The organism is Streptomyces sp. CA-251247, assembly GCF_050952975.1.
Lineage (GTDB): Bacteria > Actinomycetota > Actinomycetes > Streptomycetales > Streptomycetaceae > Streptomyces > Streptomyces achmelvichensis.
In genome coordinates, this window is record NZ_CP191861.1 from 6407626 (window position 1) to 6433352 (window position 25727).

Here is a 25727-nt window from a genome sequence, read left to right on the forward strand (position 1 = left end):
GGACGGGCGACCAGCCAACTCCTTCATGGTTTCGGTGACTGCACCGACCGGAGCACGCCCTTGTGTACTGATGCCACACCGCGTTAACAGCACGTGAATAACCAGTCGAGGGCCGACCGTCCCGGGCCCGCTGAGACGAACGACTTCGATTCAGAAGAGAGCCACTCATGGACTTCCTTCGCCCCGCCAGCTGGGAGGAGGCGCTCGCCGCCAAGGCAGAGCACCCCACCGCTGTACCCATTGCGGGTGGCACCGATGTGATGGTCGAGATCAACTTCGACCACCGCCGGCCCGAGTACCTCCTGGACCTGAACCGCATCGGTGAGCTGTGCGAGTGGGAGGTGGGCGAGGAGAACGTCCGCCTGGGCGCCTCCGTCCCGTACACGCAGATCATGGAGCAGCTGCGCTCCGAGCTGCCGGGACTGGCCCTCGCCTCGCACACCGTGGCCTCCCCGCAGATCCGCAACCGCGGCGGCGTCGGCGGCAACCTCGGCACCGCCTCCCCGGCCGGCGACGCCCATCCGGCACTGCTCGCCGCGGGCGCCGAGGTCGAGGTGGAGTCGGTGCGCGGCAGCCGCCTGATCCCCATCGACGCCTTCTACACGGGCGTGAAGCGCAACGCGATGGCCGCGGACGAGCTGATCCGCGCCGTGCACGTCAAGAAGGCCGACGGGCCGCAGCAGTACTCCAAGGTCGGCACCCGCAACGCGATGGTGATCGCGGTCTGCGCGTTCGGTCTGGCGCTGCACCCCGAGACCCGGACGGTCCGTACCGGCATCGGTTCGGCCGCGCCCACCCCGGTCCGGGCGACGGCGGCCGAGGAGTTCCTGAACGCCGCGCTCGAAGAGGGCGGCTTCTGGGACAGCAAGAAGATCATCACCCCGTCCGTCGCCAAGCAGTTCGCCCAGCTCGCCTCCGGCGCCTGCAACCCGATCGACGACGTTCGCGGCACCGCGAACTACCGCCGTCACGCTGTCGGGATCATGGCCCGCCGCACGCTCGGCTGGACCTGGGAGTCGTACCGCGGCAACGGCCGCAGCACTGAGGGAGTCGCATAATGCGCGTGAACTTCACGGTCAACGGCCGCAAGCAGGAGGCCGACGATGTGTGGGAGGGCGAGAGCCTTCTCTACGTCCTGCGCGAGCGCATGGGTCTGCCCGGCTCCAAGAACGCCTGTGAGCAGGGCGAGTGCGGTTCCTGCACGGTCCGCCTCGACGGTGTGCCGGTCTGCTCCTGCCTCGTCGCCGCCGGCCAGGTCGAGGGCCGCGAGGTCGTGACGGTCGAGGGCCTGGCCGAATTCGCCCAGCAGCGCTCCGCCGGCGGCTGCGCGACCGGCGCCTGTGGGACGACCCTTCAGGACGCCCGTCAGTGGAGCGCCCAGGGCACCGACTCGCAGACCCGCGAGGGCGCCGAGCTCTCGCCCATCCAGCAGGCGTTCATCGACGCCGGCGCCGTCCAGTGCGGCTTCTGCACCCCCGGTCTGCTGGTCGCCGCCGACGAGCTGCTCGAGCGCAACGCCGAGCCGTCCGACGCGGACATCCGCGAGGCGCTCTCCGGGAACCTCTGCCGCTGCACCGGCTACGAGAAGATCCTCGACGCGGTACGCCTCGCTGCGGCCCGCCAGGAAGAGACGGTCTGACAGCCATGGCCACGACTGGTACCCCCACGAACATCACCCAGGGCTCCAAGACCAAGGGCGGCATCGGCGAGTCGACGCTCCGCCCCGACGGCACCCTCAAGGTCACCGGAGAGTTCGCCTACTCCTCCGACATGTGGCACGAGGACATGCTCTGGGGCCACACCCTGCGCTCCACCGTGGCGCACGCCGAGATCCGGTCGATCGACGTCTCCGAGGCGCTCGCGATGTCCGGCGTCTACGCCGTGCTGACCCACGACGACCTGCCCACCGAGGTGAAGAACTACGGCCTGGAGATCCAGGACACCCCGGTGCTCGCCCACGGCAAGGTCCGCCACCACGGCGAGCCGGTGGCCATCGTCGCCGCCGACCACCCGGAGACCGCACGCCGCGCGGCCGCCAAGATCAAGATCGACTACGCCGAGCTGCCGCTCATCACCGACGAGGCGTCGGCGACCGCTCCGGACGCGATCCTGGTCCACGAGAACCGCGACGACCACCACATCGGCCATGTGCCGCACCCGAACATCGTGCACCGCCAGCCCATCGTGCGCGGCGATGCCGACGAGGCCGCGAAGCGCGCCGATGTGATCGTCCGGGGCGAGTACACCTTCGGCATGCAGGACCAGGCCTTCCTCGGCCCCGAGTCCGGCCTCGCGGTGCCGTCCGAGGACGGCGGCGTCGAGCTGTACGTCGCGACCCAGTGGCTGCACTCCGACCTCCGCCAGATCGCACCCGTACTCGGCCTGCCCGAGGAGAAGGTGCGGATGACGCTCTCCGGCGTCGGCGGCGCGTTCGGGGGCCGCGAGGACCTGTCGATGCAGATCCACGCCTGTCTGCTGGCGCTGCGCACCGGCAAGCCCGTCAAGATCGTCTACAACCGGTTCGAGTCCTTCTTCGGGCATGTCCACCGGCACCCGGCGAAGCTCTACTACGAGCACGGCGCCACCAAGGACGGCAAGCTCACGCACATGAAGTGCAAGATCGTCCTGGACGGCGGCGCCTACGCCTCCGCCTCCCCGGCGGTCGTCGGCAACGCCTCCTCGCTCTCCGTCGGCCCCTACGTCATCGAGGACGTCGACATCGAGGCCATCGCCCTCTACTCCAACAACCCGCCCTGCGGCGCGATGCGCGGCTTCGGCGCGGTCCAGGCGTGCTTCGCCTACGAGGCGCAGATGGACAAGCTCGCCGCGAAACTGGACATGGACCCGGTGGAGTTCCGGCAGCTCAACGCGATGGAGCAGGGCACCCTGCTGCCGACCGGCCAGCCGGTCGACTCGCCGGCCCCGGTCGCCGAGCTGCTGCGCCGCGTCAAGGCGAGGCCCCTCCCGCCCGAGCAGCAGTGGCTCGCGGCCGGTGAGCAGGCGGACGTCCGCGCGCTGCCCGGCGGTCTGTCCAACACCACCCACGGCGAAGGCGTCGTCCGCGGCGTCGGTTACGCGGTCGGCATCAAGAACGTCGGCTTCTCCGAGGGCTTCGACGACTACTCCACCGCCCGGGTGCGCATGGAGGTCGTGGGCGGCGAGCCCGTCGCGACCGTGCACACCGCCATGGCGGAGGTCGGCCAGGGCGGTGTCACCGTCCATGCGCAGATCGCCCGCACCGAGCTCGGCGTCACCCAGGTGACCATCCAGCCGGCCGACACCCAGGTCGGCTCCGCCGGATCGACGTCCGCGTCCCGCCAGACGTACGTCACCGGCGGCGCGGTCAAGAACACCTGCGAGAACGTCCGCGAGAAGGTCCTCGAGATCGGCCGCCGCAAGTTCGGCTCCTACCACCCGGCCTGGGCCACCGCCGAGCTGCTGCTCGAAGGCGGCAAGGTCGTCACCGACGGCGGCGAGGTCCTCGCCGACCTGGTGGACGTCCTCGAGGACGAGGCGGTCGACCTGGAGCTCGAATGGCGCCACCGGCCCACCGAGGCCTTCGACCTGCGCACCGGCCAGGGCAACGGCCACGTCCAGTACTCCTTCGCCGCGCACCGCGCGGTCGTCGAGGTCGACACCGAGCTCGGGCTCGTCAAGGTCGTCGAACTCGCGGTCGCCCAGGACGTCGGCAAGGCGCTCAACCCGCTGTCCGTCGTCGGCCAGATCCAGGGTGGAACCACCCAGGGCCTGGGCGTGGCGGTCATGGAGGAGATCATCGTCGATCCGAAGACCGCGAAGGTGCGCAACCCCTCCTTCACGGACTATCTGATCCCCACCATCCTCGACACCCCGACCATCCCCGTCGATGTGCTCGAGCTCGCCGACGACCACGCGCCGTACGGCCTCCGTGGCATCGGCGAGGCCCCGACCCTGTCGTCCACCCCGGCCGTCCTCGCGGCGATCCGGAACGCGACGGGTCTCGAACTCAACAGGACGCCGGTACGTCCCGAGCACCTCACCGGCACCTGAGTCAAGCCCTCCGGGCGGTACGTCCAGGGAACGTCACACTTCCACGGCGTACCGCCCGGAGCACCGGAGCACCGCACCGCTCGCGGCCGTTCCCCCACCGTTCGTCTCGGGCCGTCCCCCGGGTCGTGCAGCCCACACAGTCATCCCAAATCCCGCAATCTCCGTCTCCATGCGGGTGCCCCTGTGAACCTTGGGAGTAGGCATCATGACCCAGCAGTCCCAAAAGCCCAGAAGCAGCGAGGAGGACGCCGGCACCGGCACCCTCCCCCAGAACCTTCGGCCTGGGGGGACCCCCACCTCGCTTCGCTCGCCCGCCGGACGCTCTTGGCTCGACCGTTACTTCCACATATCCCGGCGGGGATCGACCGTCGGCCGGGAGGTGCGCGGCGGCATCACCACCTTCATGGCGATGGCGTACATCATCCTTCTCAACCCGGTGATCCTCTCGGTCCCCGACGCGACCGGTCACCGGCTCGACGGCGACCAGCTCACCACCGCCACCGTCTTCGCCGCGGCGGCCACCACCATCGTGATGGGCTTCATCGGCAATGTGCCGCTGGCCCTCGCGGCGGGACTCAGCGTCTCCGCCGTCATGGCCTTCCAGGTCGCCCCGGAGATGACCTGGGGCAACGCGATGGCCATGTGCGTCATCTACGGCCTCGTGATCGTCCTGCTGGTCGTCACCGGCCTGCGTGAACTGATCATGAACGCGATCCCGTTGGCGCTCAAGCACGCCATCACCATGGGCATCGGTCTGTTCGTCTGCCTCATCGGTCTCGTCCAGGCGGGCTTCGTCACCTCGATGCCCGGAGACGGAGGCATCGCCGGTGCCAAGCCCATCCAGCTCGGCACCAGCGACATGCTCACCGGCTGGCCGGTCCTCTGCTTCGCCGTCACGGTCCTGCTGATCTTCCTGCTCCAGGTGCGCAAGGTGCCCGGCGCGATCCTCATCGGCATCATCGGCGGCACCGTCTTCGCCGCCGTCGTCCACCAGTTCGCCGGGCTCGACAAGAAGGCCTGGGGCGGTCTGAACGCTCCCGAGCTCACCGGATCCATCGTGAGCACCCCCGACTTCGGCCTCTTCGGCCAGGTCTCGTTCGACGGCATCGGCAGCGTCGGCGGCATCACGGTCGGCGTCATCGTCTTCACCCTCGTGCTCGCCGGCTTCTTCGACGCGATGGGCACCATCATCGGCATCGGTCAGCAGGCGAACCTCGCCGACGACAAGGGCAAGATGCCGGGCCTCAACAAGGCCCTGGCCATCGACGGTGCGGGCGGCGCGATCGGCGGCCTCGCCGGCGCCTCCGGCCAGACCGTGTTCGTCGAGTCCACCGCCGGTGTCGGCGACGGTGCGCGCACCGGCTTCGCCAGCGTCATCACCGGACTCGCCTTCACGCTCTGCCTCTTCTTCACCCCGCTCGCCCAGCTGATCCCGACCCAGGTCGCCGCCGCCGCGCTCGTCGTCATCGGATCGATGATGCTCACGAACGCCAAGCACATCGACTGGAACGACCAGGCCACCGCCATCCCGGTCTTCCTGACCACCGTTCTGATGCCCTTCACCTACTCGATCACCGCGGGCATCGCGGCCGGTGTCATCGCCCACGTCCTCATCAAGGCCGTCCAGGGCCGGGCCCGCGACATCGGCTGGCTGATGTGGGTGCTGTCGGTCGTCTTCCTTGCCTACTTCGCCCTTCACCCGATCGAGGGCTGGCTCGGAGTGAAGTAGCTCCCGCCGCCCGCCACACACTCTGAGGAGACCGACATGCTGGACATCGCCGACGAGCTCAACCGGTGGGTCGAGCAGGGCCGTGAGTTCGCTGTCGCCACCGTGGTGGCGGTCGGCGGCAGTGCGCCCCGGCAGCCGGGAGCCGCGCTCGCCGTCGACAGCGAGGGCACGGCGATCGGGTCGGTCTCCGGCGGGTGTGTGGAGGGCGCGGTGTACGACCTGTGCCGGCAGGCGCTGGAGGACGGCGAAAGCGTCCTCGAACGCTTCGGCTACAGCGACGACGATGCCTTCGCCGTGGGTCTGACCTGCGGCGGGGTCATCGACATCCTCGTCACCCCGGTCCGCGGCGCCGTCATCCCGGCGGCTCTGGCGGCGGCCGCGTCGGGTGAGGCTGCGGCCCTTGCCAGGATCACCGAGGGCCCGGCCGACCTGCTGGGCCGGGCGCTGCTCGTGCGCCCCGACGGCTCCCGCGAGGGCAGCCTCGGCGGCCATCTGGAACTGGACCGTACGGCCGCGGCGGAGGCGGGCGCGCTGCTGGACGCCGGCCGCACCGGCACGGTCACCATCGGCGCGGACGGCAGCCGTTGCGGCCGTCCGCTGACGCTGCTCGTCGAGTCGAGCGTCCCCGCCCCGCGCATGATCGTTTTCGGTGCGATCGACTTCGCCTCGGCGCTGGTACGGATGGGCAAGTTCCTCGGCTACCACGTGACCGTCTGCGACGCACGGCCCGTCTTCGCGACCCGGACCCGCTTCCCGGAGGCGGACGAGATCGTCGTCGACTGGCCGCACCGCTACCTGGACTCGACGGAGGTCGACTCCCGTACGGTCCTGTGCGTCCTGACCCACGACGCCAAGTTCGATGTGCCGCTCCTCGAACTCGCCCTCACCCTCCCGGTCGCCTACATCGGCGCGATGGGCTCCCGCCGGACCCACCAGGACCGCAACAGGCGCCTGCGCGAGGTGGGCGTCAGCGAACTCGAACTGGCCCGGCTGCGCAGCCCGATCGGCCTGGACCTCGGAGCCCGCACCCCGGAGGAGACGGCGCTGTCGATCGCCGCGGAGATCGTCGCCCATCGCCGCGGCGGCAGCGGCGTCTCACTGACCGGCGCCCACACCCCGATCCACCACGACGGCACGGACCGCACCGCGGGCCGCATCGGCTCGGTCGCCTGACCCGTCCGCCCGTCCGCCCGTCCGCCTGTCCGCCCGATCTCGGACGCTGCGCCCCTGCGGGGAACGACGCGGCTCCCGGGCCGGAACGCGCTCCGGCGGCCCACCGGCGGGACGCTCCCGCCGACCGCCAGGAATTCGGTTGCCGAACTCCCGCACGGCACGGTCTCATCAGGGGGAAGACTCGACGACTCAGAGGTGGTGCGTGTATGCCCAGGGCCCGGTGGAAGCGTTCTCGCGATCGGGGAAGGCCTCCCACCCCCGTGGTGTGAACTCCCCGGATGCGAGACGACATCGACCGCTGTCGCCCTGTCCCACGCATCACCCAGGAGTCGTGTCCACGATGTCACGCAACACCTCCCGGCGCGCCCGCACCGAGGCGCGCGCCGAGTCCTTCCGCTGTCTGCAGTGCGGTCTCGACGTTCCGATGACCGCTGCCGGCACCGGCCACCGCAACCACTGTCCGAACTGCCTGTGGAGCCGTCACCTCGACGACACCCCGGGCGACCGGGCGGCCGACTGCGGCGCCCGGATGGAACCCCTCGCCATCTCCGTACGCGGTGATGGAGAGTGGGTGCTCGTCCACCGCTGTACGCACTGCGGTGTGCTCCACGCCAACCGGACGGCGGGCGATGACAACGCCCTGCCGCTGACACGCCTCGCGGTCCGGCCGCTGGCGCAGCCGCCGTTCCCGCTGGAGCGCCTGACCGCGTTGTGACGACGAGTCGTGCGTCCCGGGTCCCCGGACCCGGGACGCACGGCCCGTCTCAGCCGCCCTTCGTCGCCACCACCAGCCGGCAGCGCGGGCTGCCGTCCGTCAGGCGTCCCAGCTCCTCCAGCGGCAGCAACTCCACCGTGAACCCCGCCCGGGTCAGCTCGTCCTGCACCTCGACGAGGCGGAAGGTGCGGTAGTACATGACGAACTCCGGCTTCCAGACCAGGTTCCGTACGCGCATCACCGCGTCGAAGCCCCACAGCGTCCAGTACTGCCGTGAGCCCACCCGCGCGGGCGCCGGAAGCGGGAAGACGAACCGGCCACCGGGCCGCAGCGACCGATGGACCTGGGTGAACAGCGCCGGGAGTTCACGCGGCAGGAAGTGCCCGAACGCGCCGAAACTCACCGCCAGATCGAAGACCGGAGCGAAGGGAAGCGCCCGGGCGTCCGCGCGGACCCAGTGCACCGACGGGCCCTTCGGCGTGCCCGGCTCCGGCAGGACCGCCCGCGCGTGGGCGAGCATCCCCGCACTGAAGTCGACGCCCGTGACCTGCTCCTCGCACACCTGGCGCAGTACGCCGACGCCCGCGCCGGTGCCGCAGCAGACATCGAGCCCCGAGCGGAACGGACCGAGGGCCCGCAACGCGCGGATCACCGGATCCAGTACGCGGTCCGGGGTACGGAAGGGCGTCCTGTCGAACGTGGGAGCCAGCAGGTCGTAGCCGTGCTCGACCGACGAGAGAGCCTGGACGGCCAGCTCGCGAAGGGTGGGGCCCGATGGGGTGAACATCACCTTCACAGTAGTGCCCCGCGTGCCTCAGGGGTTGAACATCACCACTCCACGATCCGTATTCGGAGAGGGTCCCTGCGCATCGTGAGGGCCACAGGCAGGCAGGGGAGGCAGCTTCATGGCCGGCAGCAATGTCACGGCACTCTTTCGCGCGTCCACGGCGCACAGCCCTTCGTACTTCACGCTGAACAGGGCGGGCGGCGCGGAGGCGGGAGAGATCACCGACTTCTGCATCCCGTGCAACCCGTACTTCCCCACCCCTGAGATGTTCGAGATGCTCGGCAGCCGGCTGCGCGAGATCCTCACCTACTACCCGAGCGGCGCCGACACCATCACCGCCGAGCTGTGCCAGGTGCTCGGCCTCAACCCGCAGACCGTCGCCATGGGCAACGGCTCCACCGAACTGATCACCTGGATCGACCACTTGCTGGTCCGCGAGTCGCTGGCCGTCCCCGTGCCCACCTTCGGACGGTGGACCGACCAGCCGATGGAGACGGGCAAGCGCGTCGACATGCTGCTGCTTCCGGAGGCACACGGATTCGGCCTGGACCCGGCCTCCTTCGTGCAGTTCATCCGGTCCCGCGGCTCCCGCACCGCCGTGATCTGCAACCCCAACAACCCCGACGGCGGCTATCTGCCCAAGCAGAAGGTCATCGCCCTCCTCGACGAGCTCCAGGACCTCGATCTGGTCGTCGTCGACGAGTCGTTCCTCGAGTTCTCGGACGCCGAACCCGATCCGAGCGTCGCCGCCGAGGCCGTCCTGCGGACGAACGTGATCGTGCTGCGCAGCCTCGGCAAGAACTTCGGCCTGCACGGCGTCCGCTTCGGCTATCTCGTCTCGAATCCGACGCTCGCGGGCAAGGTGCGCGCCGCGCTGCCCAAGTGGAACCTCAACTCCTTTGCCGAGACCGTGGTGTTCATGCTGAGGGAACACCGCCAGGAGTACGCGCAGAGCCTCGCCCAGGCGCGCCAGGACCGGCAGGAGATGATGTGGCGGCTGTCCCAGCTGCCGGGGCTGACCGTCTACCCCTCGCAGGGGAACTTCCTCTACGTACGCCTTCCGGAGGGGGTGGACGGGTCCGTTCTGCGTGACCGCCTGCTCGGCGAGCACGGCGTGCTGGTGCGCGAGTGCAGCAACAAGGTGGGCAGTTCCAGCCGCTTCCTGCGACTCGTGATCAGACCGCAGCACGATGTGGCACGGCTGATGTCGGCGATGGAACAGGTCCTCTACGGCCGCAGCGTGCAGGTCCCCGAGCAGCCTCCGCAGCCGATGGCGCCGATGCTCTCGCAGGTCCCCTCGCAGGCACAGCCCCAACCCCAGCCCCAGCCGCAGCCCCAGCGCCAGCCGCAGCCCCAGATGCAGATGCAGATGCAGGCCCCGGCACCGATGCTGGCGCTCGCTCAGGAACCGGTCTCGGCCCGGGGGTTGTCCCCGGCCCGCCGGCCGGCCCCCGGCCGCACCGCTGCACCCCCGGCGGCACCCGCGGCCGCGCTCTCGCAGGCGATGGTTCCCGGCTACACGTCGGGGACGGCGGCGGTCGACCGGCTGATCGCGGGGGCGTGACCTTCCGGGGAGAACGGAATGCGTGGCCCTGACGCCGTGTCCGTCCGCAGGCCGACACGCGGCGGCCAGGCCTGCTCCCCGTGGGGTACGGGCAGTTGCGCCGAGCAGGGGACGACCGGCCCGAGGCGGATGCCGAGGATGGCAGCAACCGTCCGAAGGAGTCGCCATGCGCCACCCTGCCGCGCTGCTTGCCACCGCACTGCTGCCCCTGATCGCCCTGTCCACCGCCGGTACGGCGTTCGCGTCCGGGGGTGGATCCGGGCCGGTACGGCTGTCCGGGCCCAGCCCGTTCGCCGGCTGTGCCCCCGGCGCGGCCGACGGACTGATGGCCGAGGGCGCCATCGAACCCGGCCTCGCGTCCGACCCGTCCCGTCCCGGCCGGATGGCCGCGGTGTGGCCGCAGGACCGCCAGCGGGGTCTGGTCGTCGCCGTGACGAAGGACGGCGGCCGCACGTGGAAGCGGTCCGTCGTTCCCGGTCTGACCCGCTGCTCGGGTGGCCACTTCGACTACGTCGACGAGCCGTCCGTGACCTTCACGGGCGACGGCGGACTCGTCGTGTCGGGCGGTCTGTTCATGGCCGACGGATCCGACTCGGCCGGTCTGTCGGTGCGTTCCGACGACGACGGGGCGACATGGGCCGCCCCGGCGGTGATCGCCCGCGAGCCGGACCCGGCCGAGGGCGGGGTCGCCGCCGGACCGGTCGTCGTCGACCCGCGCAGCCCCCGGGTGATGTACGCCGTCACCCCGCGCTTCCCGGCGACGGAACGCTCGCGCAACCAGGCCCTGATCGCCCGCAGCAGCGACGGAGGACGGACCTGGCAGAGCCCGCACCTGGTCGTCGACTCGGGCGAGGGCCACATGGTGTCGGGGCACCGGCTGAGCGTGCTGCCCGACGGCACGCTCGTCGACGTCTACACCCTCATCCGGTTCGGCGGCCCCGTCCTGTCCGTGCAGGCCACGCGTTCCACGGACGGCGGGCGGACCTGGTCGGCGCCGGTCAAGGTGTCCGATCTGCGCACGAAGTGGCTGTTCCAGGACCCCGAGTCGGGGGAGCAGGTCTCCCACACCACGAGCCTGCTCTCCGACTCGGCCGTCGATCCGCGTACCGGGCGGATGTACGCGGCCTGGCAGGACGCGCGGTTCAGCTCAGACGCAGCCGACGGGGTGGCGCTGTCGTCCTCCGGCGACGGCGGGCGCACCTGGAGCGAGCCCGTCAAGGTGAACCGCACACCGGCCGGCATCCCCGCCCCCCATCAGCAGGCGTTCACCGTCTCGCTGGACGTGGCCCGGGACGGGACGGTCGGTGTCGCGTACTCCGACTTCCGCCACAACGACGCCCGGGCGCCCCTGTTCACGGACCGCTGGCTGGTGCGCTGCCGCCCGCTCGCGTCGGCCGCGGGCGGCTGTCATCTGCCGACCGCTGGTACGGACCGCGGTTCAGCCCGTTGGAAGGAGACACGGCTGACTCCCGAGTCCTTCGACATGCGTCAGGCGCCCCGGATTCCCGATGCGAGCAGCCCGCGCGGCTACTTCCTGGGGGAGCAGATGGGACTGGCCGCCACGGGCCGGGGGTTCGCCGCGGCCTGGGCAGTTCCTGATGCCCCGGGCAGCGCGGCGGTCCACGTCCGGCCCGCGGCCTGATACCGCGGCGTCCGGGTGTCTTGACGCAGACACGCCACAGACCTACCTTCCTATCGCTGAGGTTGTTCAGCTATTAACCCATCGTTCAGAATCCTGAACGAGCAGCGGTTGAAGGAGCCCATGATGACCGGTAAGCGTCTCTTACTGGCGGGGACCGCAGCGATCTGCGGACTGATCCTCGTCGCGCCCCAGGCCTCCGCGGAGGTCGAGCCGGGAGGGTGGACGTCGCACTCGCCGTCCTTCTCCGTCCAGGAGAGGGGGTGCGGCCAGGTCGACAACCTCACCTTCCGCCTCACCTGCTCGACCACCAGCGGCGACCAGCGCGCCGAGCGCCGGTACGCCACGTACAACGGCGGCACCCACCAGTTCGAGGGCTACTTCCGCATCACGGCCATGGGCGGGACCCGCATCAGTCTCAAGCAGACGTTCCGCGACGGCTCGTCGGCCGGTCCGTACTTCATGCTCGCCGTCGAGCGCGGCGGTCGGCTGTACGCCGTGCACGGCGGCGCGACCGTCGCCGACGGTGCGACGGTCGGCACGCAGGTCCGCGTCAACACCGTTCACCAGGTGGGCACATCCCACCGCACCTACATCAACGGCTCCCGCCGGCACACGTACGACAGCCCCGGCGGCAGCTACTACGACAAGTTCGGCGCCTATCGCACGAACAGCGGCAACGGGACCGCCACCGTGCAGTGGAGCGGCATCACGTTCTGGCGCAAGTGAGCGCACGGTCCACGGATGACGACGATTCCCCGCCCGGCCGCCCGCGCGCTGCTGGCCACCGCTCTGGTGTCCGCCGTCCTGTCCGGCTGCACGGACAGTTCCCCGGACGCCACTGCGGGCGCGCGGGCGGACGGGCCCGCCGCCGGGAAACCTGACACCACGGCCGGTGTGACGCTGGCGGCCACGCTCGACTCACCGACCGACATCACCCTGCACTGGAGCGGCCGGGACCCGGGGGCGGCGGGGCACGTCGTCGAGTTCGCCACCGAGCGGCAGGGGCCGTACACCATCCTGCAGTTCGCACCGCCCGGCCGGCGGACGTACACCCATCCCGATCTCATCCCGATGACCCCGTTCTACTACCGGCTCCGGCCCTACTACGGGCCGGCGTCGGACGCGGTCGGCATCGCGCTGCCGCCGGGCGGGTTCGGTGAGCGGGATCAGCGGAAGGACCACGGGTGGGCCGAGCCCCGCAAGCTCCCCGGCGACGAAGGGGCCGGCGCACCTCGGCACCCCGTCACGGGAGGCCCGGACAGGGCAGCGGCGCCGACCGGGCTGAAGGCGACCGTCATGCACGCGAACGGTGTGAAGCTCACCTGGCAGGACCACGCCCGGGACGAAGTGGGCTATCTGATCGAGATACGGCCCGCCGGTGCCCGCGAGTACCGGGTCGCCGCGGTCCTCGACGCGGACATCGAGTCCGCCGGGCTGATCACGCTGCCGCAGGAGAAGAAGGCGGCGATCCGCGTCCGGCCTCTGCGCTACGGACACCGGTCCAACATCGTCCACCGCACGACGGGCGCGGAGACGTCCGGCTGAACCGGCTGAACCGCGGGCGGGACGCCGGAGGCCCGAAAGGCGCCACGCCGGACCCGGGTGCCTCTGGCTACCGACGGAACGTCGCGTTCGCGCCGCCGGCCTTGTGCACAACGGCGCAGGCCCGCAGCGGTACACCGCCCCTAGCCTCGCCGGAACAGCACCAACGAGGGGCGGTACCGGTGAACTGGCTCATCCGCGACTACCGCGAGAGCGATCTCGCGGCGGTGGTCCACCTGATCGACACCACGGCCGAGCTCGGCCAGGAGTCCGTGTTCTCGCTCGCCGAGTGCATCGGCGCGCTCACCTCGCGCCAGCCCGCGGTCGTCGCCGTGCACCAGGGCGTACCGATCGGCGCGGCGCTCGCCACCGTGGCGGGCGAGAGGGCCTGGGTGATGCGTATCGCCATCTCCTCCGCCTGGCGCGGCCGGGGTCTTGCGAGCGCGCTCCTCGTGGAGCTGGAGCGGCGCCTGATCGCCGCCCGCGTCGGTCGCATCGCCTATGTGCTGCCCGAGGAGGAACTGCTCGGCGAGGGACTGCTGAACGCCGGGTACACCCGGCAGCCCGCCGTCGCCTACTTCGAGAAGGTCGAGCCGCTGCACGGCCCGGCCGCCAATCTGCTGGAGGACCTCGGCGGCCGGTTCCTGCCGAGCGATCTGTGGACCAGGGTCGCCGGCATGGAGGCCGAGAAGGACCTGATCGAACGGCGGGTGGTGCTGCCGCTGGCGGAGCCCGAGCGCGCCGCCCGGCACGGCGTCCGACCGCCGCGCGCCGTCGCGCTGTTCGGTCCGCCTGGGACGGGCAAGACCACGTTCGCCCGCGCCGTCGCGGCCCGGCTCGGCTGGCCCTTCGTCGAACTGCTGCCGTCCCGGCTGGCGGACGAGGGCAATCTCGCCGCCGCGCTGCGCAGCGCCTTCGCCCGGATCGCGGAGCTGGAGCGGGTGCTGGTCTTCATCGACGAGGTCGAGGAGATCGCCCCGGTGCGCGCAGACGCGGTGCAGCCGGGCGGTATGCACGGTGTGACCAATGAACTGCTCAAGCTCATACCGGGTTTCCGGGAGGGTGACGAGCGCCTCCTGGTGTGCGCCACCAACTCCGTACGCTCACTGGACCCGGCGTTCCTGCGGCCCGGCAGATTCGACTACCTGATTCCGATCGGTACGCCGGACGCGGCGGCCCGGGCCGCGATCTGGTCCCGGTTCACGGACGGCCGCCCTGATGTCGAGGTCCCTGTCCTGGTCGCGGCCAGTGAGCTGTTCACGCCCGCCGACATCGAGCACGCGGCACGGATCGCGGCCCAGAGCGCGTTCGAGCGGGACCTGGAGACGATCGGCGGCGACCCGCTCGACCGCCGCGATCTCGGGGCGGGGACCGAGGACTATCTGACGGCGATCTCCGCGTGCCGCCCGACGGTGACGACCGAAATGATCGAGCAGTTCGGAGCGGACATCACCGCGCATGCGCGGGTGTGACACGAGTACTCAACACCTCCTTTTCCGTTGGCCATTGCATTCGAGCCATCGTGGTCATTCCTGATCGGTAAACGATCAGTAAATGGGAACGGCGTGTCGATCGCGGCGGATACGTTCGAGCCGTGAATCCGAAAAACCTTCCCCAGGCCGACAGGGGCCTTCCCCGGACCGGCGCAGGCCCTTACCGGCCCGGCACCGGACGCCGTGCGCTGCTGCGTGCCGCGGTCGCCGGCGGTGCGACCGCGGTCGGCGGGCTCGCGCTCGGCGCGACGCCCGCCACGGCGGCACCGCGGACCGGCACCCGCCCGGCCACCCCCGCTCACGCGCTCAAGGAGCTTTCCGCGGGCAACCACCGCTGGCGCACTTTCCGCCAGCAACACCCCCACGAGACCAGGGCCGTTCGCCATGCCCTGGTCTCCGGGCAGAACCCGTTCGCGGTCGTGCTGGGCTGCGTCGACTCGCGGGTACCTCCGGAGCTGGTCTTCGATCAGGGCCTCGGCGATCTGCTGACCGTGCGGTCGGCGGGCGAGGTGCTGGACGAGGCGGTGCTGGGCAGCGTCGCGTACGGTGTACTGGAACTCGGCATACCCTTGGTCCTCGTGCTCGGGCACCAGTCATGCGGTGCGGTCAAGGCAGCGGTGCACGCCGACGAGACGGGGGAGGAACTCCCCGTGCACATCCAGTATCTGGCCGACCAGATACGCCCGGCGATAGACCGCGGCCAGCACGGCGACGCACGCGTCGACTCGACGATCGACCGTCAGGTCGCTCTGGTGCACGGCCGGCTCTCGGCGGAACCCGACCTGGCGGCGAAGATCGCCGCCGGTGAACTGGCCGTCGTCGGGGCGCGCTACGAACTGGACAGTCAGCTGGTGCACACGATCGCCTGACGTCACCGAGGGTTTCGGGCTGAGGGCTGTCCCGCCGGGGATTGGGGACAGCCCTCAGGGCCCCGGCGGCGGCGAAGGATGCCGCGGCCGGGGCGCGGCGCATTCGCCGACGGCGCCCTTGCGCACCGCCGTATGGTTCTATACCAGCTGAATGGTGAGTCAGTAGGTGGCTACGACACGGGAAACGGAAGATGACCAACGAGCCGGAAATACCAGCCCTCCTGGGCAGGCCCGAGCGCATGTGGGAACGCGCTGTCGTCCTCGTGCTGATCGCCGTCACCAGAACGGCCCGTCCCGCATTCCGCCTGGGGGAGCGCGCGTTGGAGTGTTCGCATTCCAATGGCGGGTGGAATCTGGAGCTGCTGCCGGACGGCAATGCGCTCTTCTTCGGCCAGGACGTCGACTGCAGCGACACCACCTACGGGGGCGACAAGCCCGTCGACCTGCTGGCGGGCGCGCCCTCCTGGCTGCCCCACGGCAGACTCCGTGATCTGAACGACGGCTATGAACTGGGCTATCTGTACTGGTGGGAGGGGGACCGCTGGGGCCGTGCCCCCTACCCCGACTTGGTCGAGGACGACGGTCTGGCCGCCTCCTGCGACGGCTACGCCGGACTCTTCGACGACAGGTCGCTCGCCGACAGCTGCGCGGACGCGGGCTACCGGGACCGGGAGGTGACCGAGCGCTTCACCGCCCGGGTCGCGTCCCGCACGGTGAACGCCGAGGCTCTCAGAGACCTGATGGACTCGACCTCCGATCCGAGCCCGCTGCCGTGGGAGTCCCGTGTGCCCAGCGCCCTGGAGTGGGCGCAGCGGCTGGGCGTCGCCGAACCGGACCCGCAGCAGCCCGCCTGAACGGACGGGCACACCACAGCCCTCCTGGACCGATGTCTCACGGCTGCCGCTGAGCAGGGCGCACGCGTCGTACGTATCCCTTCCCGTACGCTCCCGCACGCCCCGAAGGGACCTTCAGCATGGGATACGCGACCCGGAGCCGACGGGCCACCGTGTTGCTCGCAGGCCTGCTCGTACTTCCGCTCGCCGGCTGCTCCGCAGAGCCGGACGGGGCGGCGGACAAGAAGGCGGCGGGGAGGCAGGCGGCGGAGAAGCGGACCCCGGCGAAGCAGCAACCCCGCCCGGCCGCGCCGGCGCCGGCTCCCGCGAACGTCGAGAAGATCGGCGCGCTCACCGGCTGCACTCCCGAGGTCCGTGTCCAGGCCAAGGAACTCCGCGAAGGCGTGTGCACGACGGCGCAGGGCAGTTGGACCGTCACCACGTTCCCCGAGGAGAAGTTCAAGACGATCTGGCTGGACAGTGCCCGGATGTACGGCGGGACCTATCTGGTCGGGCCGCGATGGGCCGTCGGCGGAAAGCCGGAGCTGCTGGACTCCCTGCGCAGCAAGCTCGGCGGTGAGGTCGTCCGTCTGCGGGACGCGGCCCCGGGCGGCGCTCCGTCCTCCTGACGCCCCCTTCGTCCCCATCTGCATCACGCGTCCCAACTGCCCTATGTGACAGCGGACTTGTTCACCGTCGATTCGCTCAACCGTGCCCGCGCGGCCACCTGGCTGCGGAATGCTGTCATCGGCTGAGGCGGGGGAATCGGGGGAGGCGTCCGTGGTCGTCGGGCAGAGACGTGTCGTCGAGGAACCGAGCCTGGCCGTACGGCGGCCGTCGTCGTCCTTCTGGTCCCGGCGCGGCTTCCTGGCCGCCTTCCTGCCCGCGCTGGCCTTCGTCCTGACCGGCGTCACCGCGCTGGCCGTCTCCGGCAACACGCTGCTGCCCTTCGAACGCGTCATCACCCTCGAAGGAAAGATGGCGTCCAAGCGCGACTTCTTCGAGGACGAAGAGGTCCAGCGGCTCCTGATGAAGCATCACATCAAGGTGCACATCACGAGCTCGGGCTCGCGCGAGGTGGCGATCCAGGACATCTCCTCGTACGACTTCGTCTTTCCCTCCGGGCAGCCCGCCGCTGATCTGATCACCAGCCGGCTCGCCGCCCGGAACGCCTACGCCAAGGTGCACCGGCCGTTCGTCAGCCCCATCGTGCTCGCCACCTACCGCGAGTACGCCGAGACCCTCCAGGACCGGGGCATGGCCGCCGCCCAGCGCACCCCGGGCCAGGACAGACCGCTCTACTACGGCCTGGACATGCTCGAGTTCCTCCGGAGCATCGACGACAAGCTCCAGTGGAACGACCTGGGGATCCAGAAGTACGGCATCGCCAACGCCAACCGGGTCCTCGCCCAGAGTCCCGACGTCTGCGGCTCCAACTCGGCCGGCACCTATCTCGCGCTCGTCTCCTTCACCTGGCGCGGCAAGGGCAACGAGGTGCCACAGAGCGACCAGGAGGCGGACGCGCGGGCGCGGGCCATCAAGCCGCTGCTGGAGCAGGGACTGCCCGCGGCCGATGTGTTCCGCACGTACATCTCCCCCGAGGGGAAGGGGATAGCGCCGGTGGTCGTGGCGTACGAGCACCAGTACCTCACCTACCAGGCGCAGTTCCTGGCCGAGTCGAAGAGGCTCGACACCGACCGGGTGCTGCTGTACCCGGCCGGACAGATGGTGACGCAGCCGCTGTTCATCGCCCTCACCGAGGACGGCGACCGGCTCGGTGAACTCATCACCCGCGACCCCGAGCTGCGCCGGCGCGCCATGGAACTGGGCTTCCGCATCCTCGATCCCTCGGGCGAGGTAGCGGGGGACCAGCTCTCGCGGTTCCTGACGGAACGGGGCATCCCCGTCCCGTCCGTGGCGAGCGACAACACCCGCTCCTCGATGCCCCGGCTGCGCTTCCTGGAGCGGATGATCTCCGTCGTGGGCGACTGCCCCGCCGCCGACCCCGCTGCCGGGACCTCAGGATGAACAGGCTCTCCCGCCTGACCCGATGGGCCGCCCTCACCCTCGCCGCCCTGGTGCTGGGATCCGCGACGGCGTGCACCACCGACGAGCCCCGGCGGATCAGCCTGAGCGTGCTCGCCGGCTCCGAACTCGCGGACATGGGCCCCCTGTTGGACGACCTCCGCAAGGACACCGGGATCACCCTGAAGATGGACTACGGCGGTGCCGTCGACGCCGGCAACGCGCTCGCACCGGGGAGGTACCGGCACGATCTCGCCTGGCTCTCCTCCGACCGCTGGTTCCAGCTCAAGCTGAAGGAGTCCGGCCGGAACGCCGAGAAACCGCTGACCACGAGCATTATGCGCTCGCCTGTCGTCATCGGCATGAAACCGGCCGTCGCGGCCCAGTTGCGCCGCGGCGCACCGGGCGGGCAGATCTCCTGGGCCGATGTGGCGGACGCGGCGGCCGAGGGGTCTCTCGGGTTCGCCATGGCCGACCCGCACCGCACCAACAGTGGCCTCGCCGCCCTCGTCGGCGTCGCGACCGCCGCCGCCGGCACCGGCGGAGTGCTGCGCCCGGGCGACGTCTCCTGCGACCGGCTGCGCGGCTTCTTCAGCGGCCACCGCCTCACCGACGACTCCACCGTCCGCCTCACCGACGCGTTCGCCCGTCGGCAGGACGGCCTGGACGCTCTCATCACCTACGAGTCCGAGATCCTCGCCCTCAACTCCGGTGGCAGGCTGCGCACCCCGCTGGAGATCGTCCGACCCAAGGACGGCACGGTGCTGTCCGACTACCCCCTGCTCCTGCTCGACCCGGCCAAGCGGGCCGCGTACGACAGGCTGGTCGAGTGGCTCAAGAGCGAGCGCGTCCAGAAGCGGATCATGGAACGCACGCAGCGCAGGCCCATCGACGCCGGCCTGACCCGCATCCCCGCCCTGCGCGAACCGATCGGCAACGCGCTGTACTTCCCGGACCAGCAGGCCGTCGTCGACCGGCTTCTCGCCGACTACGGCGACCCGAAGCGGGACGCGGCCGGGCATGTGCTGTTTCTGCTCGACTTCTCCGGCTCGATGCGGGGAGAGCGCATCGAGCAGCTCCGCGCCACCTTCGACGGGCTCAGCGGCGCCGACGACAGCCGCTCGGGAAAGTTCGTCCGGTTCCACCGCGGCGAGACGGTGACCGTGATGCGGTTCGGCGGCCGGGTCCTCGACGAACGGAGCGTCACCTACAGCGGTCCGCGGGATCTGGCGCGACTGCGGGCCCTCGTGGCCTCCGACGACTTCGGCGACGCCACGGCCATCTGGTCCACCCTCGACCACGCCTACAGGAAGGTCGCGGCCTTGGTCCGGGACCGGCCGGACGTGCCCCTGTCCGTCGTCCTGATGACGGACGGGGAGAACAACGCGGGTCTCGGCCTCGACGCGTTCGTGCGGCGGTACGCGGGCCGTCCGGACGCGGCGCGGGCGGTGCGTACGTACACCGTCCGCTACGGCGAGGCCGACACGGCAGAACTCGACCGGGCGGCACGGGCGACAGGCGGCCGCATGGTCGACGCCACCGCCCAGTCCCTTCTCAGCGCTTTCAAGGAGATCCGTGGGTGCGTTCAGTGAGGCGTGGTGGGATGTCTGGTGGCCGTGGATGCTGCTGTGGCTCGCGACCGCGGCGGGGGCGGCGGCGCTGCTGGGAGCGGTGTTCCTGTGGGCGGTCCGCCGACGCAGGTCCCGCGACCGGAACCTCACCTTCAGCATCTGCTTCTATCTGCACGACCGCTCGGTCATGGACCACTACCAGATGCGCGGTTACGCGGCGGCCCTGCGCAAGGAGGTCGAACAGCGGACCAGTGACAGCAAGGACGGCACCATCCGTGCCAGCGTCTTCGGAGTGAGCGCGGGGGGCGGGCGGCGCGACAACAGCGAGGTCGTCAGCAAGTACCTCCAGGTCGCCGAGCCCATCTCGGTGATCGGCGTCATCATGGACGTCCTCGAAGCACAGGACGTCATCGTCCACGTCGACCTCGTCCGGCAGACCGTGCGGCGCAACGCCGCCCTCATCAACGGCCTGGCCGCACTGCCCCGTTCACGATCCGCGCCCACGACCGCCCGGCTGCGCGACATCGAGGACTTCGTCCTGATCCGCGGCCGCTTCCGCAAGGTCGGCGAGTCGGCGGAGTCGACGGTCCTGCTCGCGCCCTACGGGGATCCCGACGATCCGGCCCGCGGGCCGCGCGTGCGGGTCACCTGCGCGACGGAGGGACTGCGCAACGAGGTCCCGCAGGGCACGTTCTCCGCCCGCTGTCTCGGCAAGGTCCAGGACTGGAACGCGGAGGAGGCCGTGCTGGAGGTGCAGGCGATGGCGATCTTCCGCTGACCGGCGCGCCGACTGCGCGGCGGCCGCACCCCGGCGGGCCGGGCGTGGCAGACTTCCGGCCGATGAACGTCCGGCCCCGCACGGCCGTACTGCTGACTGGCAACGACACCTGGACCGTCACCGCCACGGTCGGTCCGTCATACGCCGGCCGGGCAGGAGGGACATGCTGTGACCCTGTCTTCTTCGAAGGCCCGACTGGCAGCGCTGCGCACCGACCTCGAGCGCCGCAATCCGGCACAGCCCGAATTTCATCAGGCGGCGACGGAAGTGCTGGACACCCTGGCGCCCGTACTCGCCGCCCGGCCCGAGTACGCGGAACCGGGGCTCGTCGAGCGACTCTGCGAACCCGAACGGCAGATCATCTTCCGCGTGCCCTGGCAGGACGACCGCGGTGAGGTTCAGGTCAACCGCGGATTCCGGGTCGAGTTCAACAGCGCGCTGGGCCCCTTCAAGGGCGGACTGCGTTTCCATCCCTCCGTGAACCTGGGCGTGGTGAAGTTCCTCGGCTTCGAACAGGTCTTCAAGAACGCGCTCACCGGGCTCGGTATCGGCGGTGGCAAGGGCGGCAGCGACTTCGACCCGCGCGGCCGCTCGGACGCCGAAGTCATGCGCTTCTGCCAGTCCTTCATGACCGAGCTCCAGCGGCACATCGGCGAGCACACCGACGTTCCCGCGGGTGACATCGGCGTCGGCGGCCGGGAGATCGGCTATCTGTTCGGCCAGTACCGCCGGATCACCAACCGCTGGGACGCCGGCGTCCTCACCGGCAAGGGCCAGGGCTGGGGCGGCTCGGCCATGCGCACCGAGGCGACCGGGTACGGCAGCGTGCTCTTCGCCGCCGAGATGCTGCGTCTGCGCGGCGAGGAGCTCCAAGGCCAGGCGGCCGTGGTCTCCGGCTCCGGCAACGTCGCCATTTACACCATCGAGAAGCTGACGCGCAGCGGCGCCCACCCCATGACCTGCTCCGACTCCGAGGGCTGCGTCGTGGACGAGAAGGGCATCGACCTCGAACTCCTGCGGCAGATCAAGGAGGTGGAGCGCGCCCGGGTCAGTGAGTACGCGAAGCGCCGCGGCGCATCGGCGCGCTACCTCCCCGGCGGCCGGGTGTGGGACGTGCCCTGCGACATCGCCTTCCCGTCGGCCACCCAGAACGAGCTGCACGCCGACGACGCGCTCGCCCTCGTGCGCAACGGGGTCAAGGCCGTCTCCGAGGGCGCCAACATGCCCACCACCCCCGAGGCGGTACGCATCCTCCAGGACGCGGGCGTGGCGTTCGGCCCGGGCAAGGCCGCGAACGCCGGCGGTGTCGCGGTCAGCGCCCTGGAGATGCGGCAGAACGCCTCCCGCGACGCGTGGACCGCGACGCGGGTGGAGGAGGAACTGGCCGTCATCATGCGGGACATCCACCAGGTCGCCCACGACACGGCCGAGCGCTACGGCCTTCCCGGCGACTACGTGGCGGGTGCCAACATCGCGGGGTTCGAGCGGGTGGCGGACGCGATGCTGGCCCAGGGCCTGATCTAGCACGCGCCGGCAACCCCGCCTGCGGACCGGGCCCGCACCGTCTCGGTGCGGGCCCCTCGCACGGCTGCCCGACTGCGCCTCAACGGCGCTGCAAGGCCTTGACGTTGTTCCCGAACGTCCAGTTCTTCGACCCGTCCCAGTTGACCGACCACGTCATCAGGCCCTTGAGCCCTCCGCCGTAGGTGTTCCAGGCCTGCGCGACCAGGTTCGGCGCCATGTGGCCGCCGCCGGCGCCGGGCTGGGCCGGCAGACCCGGGACCTGCTTGTCGTACGGCACCCGGATCGTGGTGCCCTGGACGACCAGGCCCTTGTTCAGGCAGTTGGTCTGCGCGGTGAAGCCCTGGACGGTCCCGGCGGAGTAGGAGTCGCCGGAACAGCCGTACATGCTGCCGTTGTAGTACTGCATGTTGAGCCACCACAGCCGTCCGTTGTCGGCGTACTTCTTCACGATCGGCAGGTACGCGCCCCAGATCGAGCCGTAGGCCACGCTGCCGCCGGTGACGTAGGCGGTCTCGGGTGCCATCGTCAGACCGAAGTTGGCGGGCATCCGCGCGAGCACGCCGTCGATGATGTGGACGAGGTTGGCCTGCGAGGCCGACAGCTGGTTGATGTTCCCGCTGCCGACGAGACCGGTCTCGATGTCGATGTCGATGCCGTCGAAGTTGTACGTCTGGAGGATCGGCACCACCGTCTGGATGAACCGGTCGGCGACGGCACGGGAGCTGAGGTCGATGCCGGCCGTCGCGCCGCCGATGGACAGCAGGATCGTCTGGCCGGACGCCTTGGCCTGGCACATCTCGGCGGGGGTGGCGACCTTCACGGTGGAGTCCATCCCGTCCTCCCACAGGACGGTGCCGTCCGAACGGATCACGGGGAAGGCCGCGTTGAGGACGTTGTAGCCGTGCTCGCGGATGCGGGTATCGGTGATCGGTGTCCATCCGAAGGGCGGATGGACACCGTTCGAGGCGCCGTCCCAGTTCTCCCAGTACCCCTGGAGCACCTTGCCCGAGGGCTTGGACTTCACCGCGCAGGCGACGGCCCGCGGCTCACTCGGCGTGGGCGGTCCGCTCGACGCCGCGGCGGCCGGCAGCGGTACGACGACCGCCATCGCAAGACCGACGCCCAGCAGACGTAACTTCCGTCCGATCATGCCGTGCTCCCTTCGTGCCGGAGTGTTGCCGGAGGAGTTCAGCGTCGTGTGGTCCAGACCTCTCGTCAATAGGTCTGGACCAAGTCGGCGGGATGGTGCGGGCGGTGACGGGGCGGCGGCGGTACGGTCGGGCCGAGTGCGGAGACACCAGGGGGCGCATGTGGCACGAGTGGTGGAGTTGGCGTACTACCCCGTCAAGGGGTGCGCCGGCAGCGCGCTGCACGAGGCGGTGCTGACACCTGCGGGACTCGCACACGACCGGAGTTTCATGGTGGTCGGTGAGCAGGGGGTGTACCGCACCCAGCGCCGGGACCCGCGCCTCGCGCTGATCGTCCCCGCGATCAGCGCCGACGGCCTCCGGCTCACCCTGAACGCGCCCCGGCACGAGCCGGTCGCGATCGGCGTCGACACCACCGGACCACGCAGGGACGTGGATCTGTTCGGTGCCGCCTTCCTCGGGATCGACCAGGGCGACGACGCCGCCCACTGGCTCTCCACCGTCCTCGCCGCACCGAGCAGGCTCGTCCGCGTGCCGCCGGAGCACCACCGGGTGACCGACGGCCGGACACCCGGCACCTCCGGCTACGCCGACAGCTGCGCCGTCCACCTGCTGTCCCGGTCGAGCCTCGACCTGCTGAACGCGAAGCTCGCCGAGCGGGGCGCCGCGCCGATGCCGACGGACCGCTTCCGCCCCAACATCGTCGTCGGCGGCTGGGACGAGCCGCACACGGAGGACCGGGCACGCCGCATCACCGTCGGAACGGCGGAACTGGGCTACGCCAAACCGGCCATTCGCTGCGCCGTGACGGTGGTCGACCAGCTGACCGGCGAACGGGACGGCCCGGAGCCGCTCCGCTCGCTGGCCGGCTACCGCCGCGCGAGGGAGGGCGGCGTCGCCTTCGGCGCGAAATTCGCGGTGGTGCGGCCCGGCACGCTGTCCGTGGGCGACGAACTGACCGTCGGCACCTGGGGAGAGACCGAGGTGTAGCCGCGGTGGGCACTCACCCGCGGTCGTCCTCCGGCAAGGCGAAGAAACTGCCGCCGCGCTCGTCGACATGCACCACGTACCTGCCCACGCGGACGACCTGCACCGGGCCCGACCGCCAGGCGGCGCACGGCCCTTCGCTGCCGGGCAGGGGTGTCCAGACCTCGTGGAACGTGCTGCCGTCCGGGTTCGTGCCCGACTCGGTCATGTCACCGCCGGACGCACGCTCCAGCCGCCCCACGTCCTCGCCCGGTTCCCCGACGTCGTGATGGAACCGGACCAGGCCGTCGTCGTAGGCGGTGACGCCGGCGAAACCCCGGCTGTCGGCGTACCAGTCGCCGGCCTGGAGCCAGACCACGTGCTCGTTCTCCCGCAACGGCCCGCCGTCACGGCTGATTCCGGCGCGCAGCCATGCGCCGGGAGAGGGTGGCTTCACCCGCCCAGCATGTCAGCCGGGCGACCTGTCGGCGGCCCGGCGGGTCAGCGGCAGAGCACGTCAGTCGTAGAGCATGCCGGCGCAGAGCACGTCAGCGGCGCCAGAGCCGCCGCAGTCCACGAGGCTGCGGGACACCACCCGCCCTGGTCGTCTCACCGGCAGACGCCGGATGGGCCGACTCACGCCGCAGGAAGTACTCCGCGTCCTTCGGGCGGCCCATCTCCGTGGTCCGCGGCCTCGGCGCCGGCTCCAGGTGCGGAATGTACTTGGAGCAGTGGACGTACGCCTCGTGCACCGTCACATGCACCCACAACTGCGCCTGCCGTCCCGGAGCCGCGTCCCGGGGAAGGCCCGGGTGCGCGGCGCGCTGCTCCTCGTCGGTGCGCAGTGCGGCCGCGCCGTTGACGTGCAGACCTATGTGATGCCGCGTGAAGTCGACGAACAGCAGGCCGAGATGGGGATTCTCGACGAGGTTGCCCACACCGGCCAGGACGCCGTTGCCTCGGTACTCGGGATAGGTCAGCGTGCGGTCGTCCAGCACGGTGACGAACCCGGGCGGGCCGCCGCGGAACGTCGCGTCACAGGCACCGCCGGCGTCCGCCGTGGACAGGAACACCATGGTCTGGTTGCCGATGAACTCCCGCATGGGAGGCGTGAGAACGTCGTGCATCTGCCGGTCGTAGAAGTCGGCAGCCCGCTCGGCGGTGCCGAACTGCTTCTGGGCCAGCCGTTCCCCGTAGGAGCCGAACTCCTGGTCGCTGGTGGTCACGGCGGGTGGGCCTCCTCGGAAAAACGGCTGGATCCGACGGAGGCTCATTTTCCTCTGCGGCGCATCTCCCCGTCCAGGGACGGGGAGATGTACCCGGCAGGTCGTCAGGGGGC

At 70.6% G+C, this 25727-nt stretch carries 23 protein-coding genes; 19 read left to right on the plus strand and 4 right to left on the minus strand.

The genetic code is table 11. The annotated features are described in order from the left end of the window. The first annotated feature begins 167 nt into the window (after window positions 1-167). The 6 genes from ACQPWZ_RS28440 (at window position 168) to ACQPWZ_RS28465 (ending at window position 7646) form a co-directional block, all read left to right on the plus strand. Complete coding sequence (locus ACQPWZ_RS28440) at window positions 168-1058, plus strand: FAD binding domain-containing protein (RefSeq protein ID WP_340476115.1); 891 nt, start codon at window positions 168-170, stop codon at window positions 1056-1058. Continuing rightward, window positions 1058-1639 carry a (2Fe-2S)-binding protein gene (locus ACQPWZ_RS28445; protein WP_433572715.1) on the plus strand — a complete coding sequence of 194 codons (582 nt, stop codon included), beginning with the start codon at window positions 1058-1060 and terminating at the stop codon, window positions 1637-1639. Before ACQPWZ_RS28440 ends, ACQPWZ_RS28445 begins: the two co-directional genes overlap by 1 nt. 5 nt (window positions 1640-1644) lie before the next feature. Beyond that, on the plus strand, window positions 1645-4029 hold the full coding sequence (locus ACQPWZ_RS28450; RefSeq protein ID WP_340476118.1) for a xanthine dehydrogenase family protein molybdopterin-binding subunit: 2385 nt from the start codon (window positions 1645-1647) through the stop codon (window positions 4027-4029). A gap of 205 nt (window positions 4030-4234) precedes the next feature. Next, window positions 4235-5758 carry an NCS2 family permease gene (locus tag ACQPWZ_RS28455; protein ID WP_327679031.1) on the plus strand — a complete coding sequence of 508 codons (1524 nt, stop codon included), beginning with the start codon at window positions 4235-4237 and terminating at the stop codon, window positions 5756-5758. Between the two features lie 36 nt (window positions 5759-5794). After that, window positions 5795-6931 (plus strand): XdhC family protein, encoded by a 1137-nt coding sequence (locus ACQPWZ_RS28460; RefSeq protein WP_340476122.1) that lies wholly within the window; start codon window positions 5795-5797, stop codon window positions 6929-6931. 340 nt (window positions 6932-7271) lie between these two features. Continuing rightward, entirely contained in the window at window positions 7272-7646 is a 375-nt protein-coding gene (locus tag ACQPWZ_RS28465) for an RNHCP domain-containing protein (protein WP_313943402.1), read from the plus strand. Between the two features lie 49 nt (window positions 7647-7695). Here the strand turns inward: ACQPWZ_RS28465 and ACQPWZ_RS28470 are convergent, their stop codons facing one another. Further along, on the minus strand, window positions 7696-8433 hold the full coding sequence (locus tag ACQPWZ_RS28470) for a class I SAM-dependent DNA methyltransferase (RefSeq protein ID WP_433572716.1): 738 nt from the start codon (window positions 8431-8433) through the stop codon (window positions 7696-7698). 118 nt (window positions 8434-8551) lie between these two features. On the opposite strand from ACQPWZ_RS28470, the gene ACQPWZ_RS28475 reads away from it, so the two are divergent. The 12 genes from ACQPWZ_RS28475 to gdhA all read left to right on the plus strand — a co-directional run bounded on the left by ACQPWZ_RS28475 (window position 8552) and on the right by gdhA (window position 22274). Beyond that, on the plus strand, window positions 8552-9997 hold the full coding sequence (locus ACQPWZ_RS28475) for a pyridoxal phosphate-dependent aminotransferase (protein WP_383243656.1): 1446 nt from the start codon (window positions 8552-8554) through the stop codon (window positions 9995-9997). A gap of 166 nt (window positions 9998-10163) precedes the next feature. Next, the gene (locus tag ACQPWZ_RS28480; RefSeq protein ID WP_433572717.1) at window positions 10164-11639 is read left to right on the plus strand and encodes an exo-alpha-sialidase; all 1476 of its coding nucleotides are present in this window, start codon (window positions 10164-10166) and stop codon (window positions 11637-11639) included. 123 nt (window positions 11640-11762) lie between these two features. After that, a complete protein-coding gene (locus ACQPWZ_RS28485; protein ID WP_340476127.1) occupies window positions 11763-12365 on the plus strand; it encodes a hypothetical protein in 603 nt (200 codons plus the stop codon). A gap of 15 nt (window positions 12366-12380) precedes the next feature. Further along, window positions 12381-13184, plus strand: a complete 804-nt coding sequence (locus ACQPWZ_RS28490; RefSeq protein WP_433572718.1) for a fibronectin type III domain-containing protein — start codon at window positions 12381-12383, stop codon at window positions 13182-13184. Window positions 13185-13363: 179 nt separating this feature from the next. After that, complete coding sequence (locus tag ACQPWZ_RS28495) at window positions 13364-14653, plus strand: ATP-binding protein (RefSeq protein ID WP_405573665.1); 1290 nt, start codon at window positions 13364-13366, stop codon at window positions 14651-14653. Window positions 14654-14775: 122 nt separating this feature from the next. Further along, on the plus strand, window positions 14776-15543 hold the full coding sequence (locus ACQPWZ_RS28500) for a carbonic anhydrase (RefSeq protein ID WP_423247673.1): 768 nt from the start codon (window positions 14776-14778) through the stop codon (window positions 15541-15543). A gap of 191 nt (window positions 15544-15734) precedes the next feature. After that, window positions 15735-16397 carry a hypothetical protein gene (locus ACQPWZ_RS28505; protein ID WP_433572719.1) on the plus strand — a complete coding sequence of 221 codons (663 nt, stop codon included), beginning with the start codon at window positions 15735-15737 and terminating at the stop codon, window positions 16395-16397. A 119-nt stretch (window positions 16398-16516) separates the two neighbouring features. Next, complete coding sequence (locus ACQPWZ_RS28510) at window positions 16517-17005, plus strand: hypothetical protein (protein WP_433572720.1); 489 nt, start codon at window positions 16517-16519, stop codon at window positions 17003-17005. A 151-nt stretch (window positions 17006-17156) separates the two neighbouring features. Beyond that, window positions 17157-18404, plus strand: coding sequence for a hypothetical protein (locus ACQPWZ_RS28515; protein WP_433572721.1), 1248 nt, complete (start codon window positions 17157-17159; stop codon window positions 18402-18404). After that, window positions 18401-19993 (plus strand): substrate-binding and vWA domain-containing protein, encoded by a 1593-nt coding sequence (locus tag ACQPWZ_RS28520; RefSeq protein ID WP_433572722.1) that lies wholly within the window; start codon window positions 18401-18403, stop codon window positions 19991-19993. Before ACQPWZ_RS28515 ends, ACQPWZ_RS28520 begins: the two co-directional genes overlap by 4 nt. Beyond that, window positions 19977-20750 carry a hypothetical protein gene (locus tag ACQPWZ_RS28525; RefSeq protein ID WP_340476135.1) on the plus strand — a complete coding sequence of 258 codons (774 nt, stop codon included), beginning with the start codon at window positions 19977-19979 and terminating at the stop codon, window positions 20748-20750. Before ACQPWZ_RS28520 ends, ACQPWZ_RS28525 begins: the two co-directional genes overlap by 17 nt. Before the next feature lie 168 nt (window positions 20751-20918). Then, window positions 20919-22274 (plus strand): NADP-specific glutamate dehydrogenase, encoded by a 1356-nt coding sequence (gdhA, locus tag ACQPWZ_RS28530; RefSeq protein WP_383243721.1) that lies wholly within the window; start codon window positions 20919-20921, stop codon window positions 22272-22274. Window positions 22275-22353: 79 nt separating this feature from the next. Here the strand turns inward: gdhA and ACQPWZ_RS28535 are convergent, their stop codons facing one another. After that, the gene (locus ACQPWZ_RS28535; RefSeq protein WP_356702541.1) at window positions 22354-23421 is read right to left on the minus strand and encodes a chitinase; all 1068 of its coding nucleotides are present in this window, start codon (window positions 23419-23421) and stop codon (window positions 22354-22356) included. A gap of 163 nt (window positions 23422-23584) precedes the next feature. On the opposite strand from ACQPWZ_RS28535, the gene ACQPWZ_RS28540 reads away from it, so the two are divergent. Then, window positions 23585-24412: an MOSC domain-containing protein gene (locus tag ACQPWZ_RS28540; RefSeq protein WP_433573880.1), complete on the plus strand. Its 828-nt coding sequence runs from the start codon at window positions 23585-23587 to the stop codon at window positions 24410-24412. Between the two features lie 13 nt (window positions 24413-24425). On the opposite strand, the gene ACQPWZ_RS28545 is transcribed toward ACQPWZ_RS28540, so the two are convergent. Both ACQPWZ_RS28545 and ACQPWZ_RS28550 read right to left on the minus strand, forming a co-directional pair. After that, on the minus strand, window positions 24426-24845 hold the full coding sequence (locus ACQPWZ_RS28545) for a hypothetical protein (RefSeq protein ID WP_356702383.1): 420 nt from the start codon (window positions 24843-24845) through the stop codon (window positions 24426-24428). Between the two features lie 91 nt (window positions 24846-24936). After that, on the minus strand, window positions 24937-25614 hold the full coding sequence (locus tag ACQPWZ_RS28550; RefSeq protein ID WP_433572723.1) for a pyridoxamine 5'-phosphate oxidase family protein: 678 nt from the start codon (window positions 25612-25614) through the stop codon (window positions 24937-24939). Window positions 25615-25727 lie beyond the last annotated feature (113 nt).

Coding starts and splice junctions, on each gene's coding strand:
- ACQPWZ_RS28440 (WP_340476115.1), top strand. CDS start 168: ATGGACTTCCTTCGCCCCGCCAGCTGGGAGGAGGCGCTCGCCGCCAAG.
- ACQPWZ_RS28445 (WP_433572715.1), top strand. CDS start 1,058: ATGCGCGTGAACTTCACGGTCAACGGCCGCAAGCAGGAGGCCGACGAT.
- ACQPWZ_RS28450 (WP_340476118.1), top strand. CDS start 1,645: ATGGCCACGACTGGTACCCCCACGAACATCACCCAGGGCTCCAAGACC.
- ACQPWZ_RS28455 (WP_327679031.1), top strand. CDS start 4,235: ATGACCCAGCAGTCCCAAAAGCCCAGAAGCAGCGAGGAGGACGCCGGC.
- ACQPWZ_RS28460 (WP_340476122.1), top strand. CDS start 5,795: ATGCTGGACATCGCCGACGAGCTCAACCGGTGGGTCGAGCAGGGCCGT.
- ACQPWZ_RS28465 (WP_313943402.1), top strand. CDS start 7,272: ATGTCACGCAACACCTCCCGGCGCGCCCGCACCGAGGCGCGCGCCGAG.
- ACQPWZ_RS28470 (WP_433572716.1), bottom strand. CDS start 8,433: ATGTTCACCCCATCGGGCCCCACCCTTCGCGAGCTGGCCGTCCAGGCT.
- ACQPWZ_RS28475 (WP_383243656.1), top strand. CDS start 8,552: ATGGCCGGCAGCAATGTCACGGCACTCTTTCGCGCGTCCACGGCGCAC.
- ACQPWZ_RS28480 (WP_433572717.1), top strand. CDS start 10,164: ATGCGCCACCCTGCCGCGCTGCTTGCCACCGCACTGCTGCCCCTGATC.
- ACQPWZ_RS28485 (WP_340476127.1), top strand. CDS start 11,763: ATGACCGGTAAGCGTCTCTTACTGGCGGGGACCGCAGCGATCTGCGGA.
- ACQPWZ_RS28490 (WP_433572718.1), top strand. CDS start 12,381: ATGACGACGATTCCCCGCCCGGCCGCCCGCGCGCTGCTGGCCACCGCT.
- ACQPWZ_RS28505 (WP_433572719.1), top strand. CDS start 15,735: ATGACCAACGAGCCGGAAATACCAGCCCTCCTGGGCAGGCCCGAGCGC.
- ACQPWZ_RS28510 (WP_433572720.1), top strand. CDS start 16,517: ATGGGATACGCGACCCGGAGCCGACGGGCCACCGTGTTGCTCGCAGGC.
- ACQPWZ_RS28520 (WP_433572722.1), top strand. CDS start 18,401: ATGAACAGGCTCTCCCGCCTGACCCGATGGGCCGCCCTCACCCTCGCC.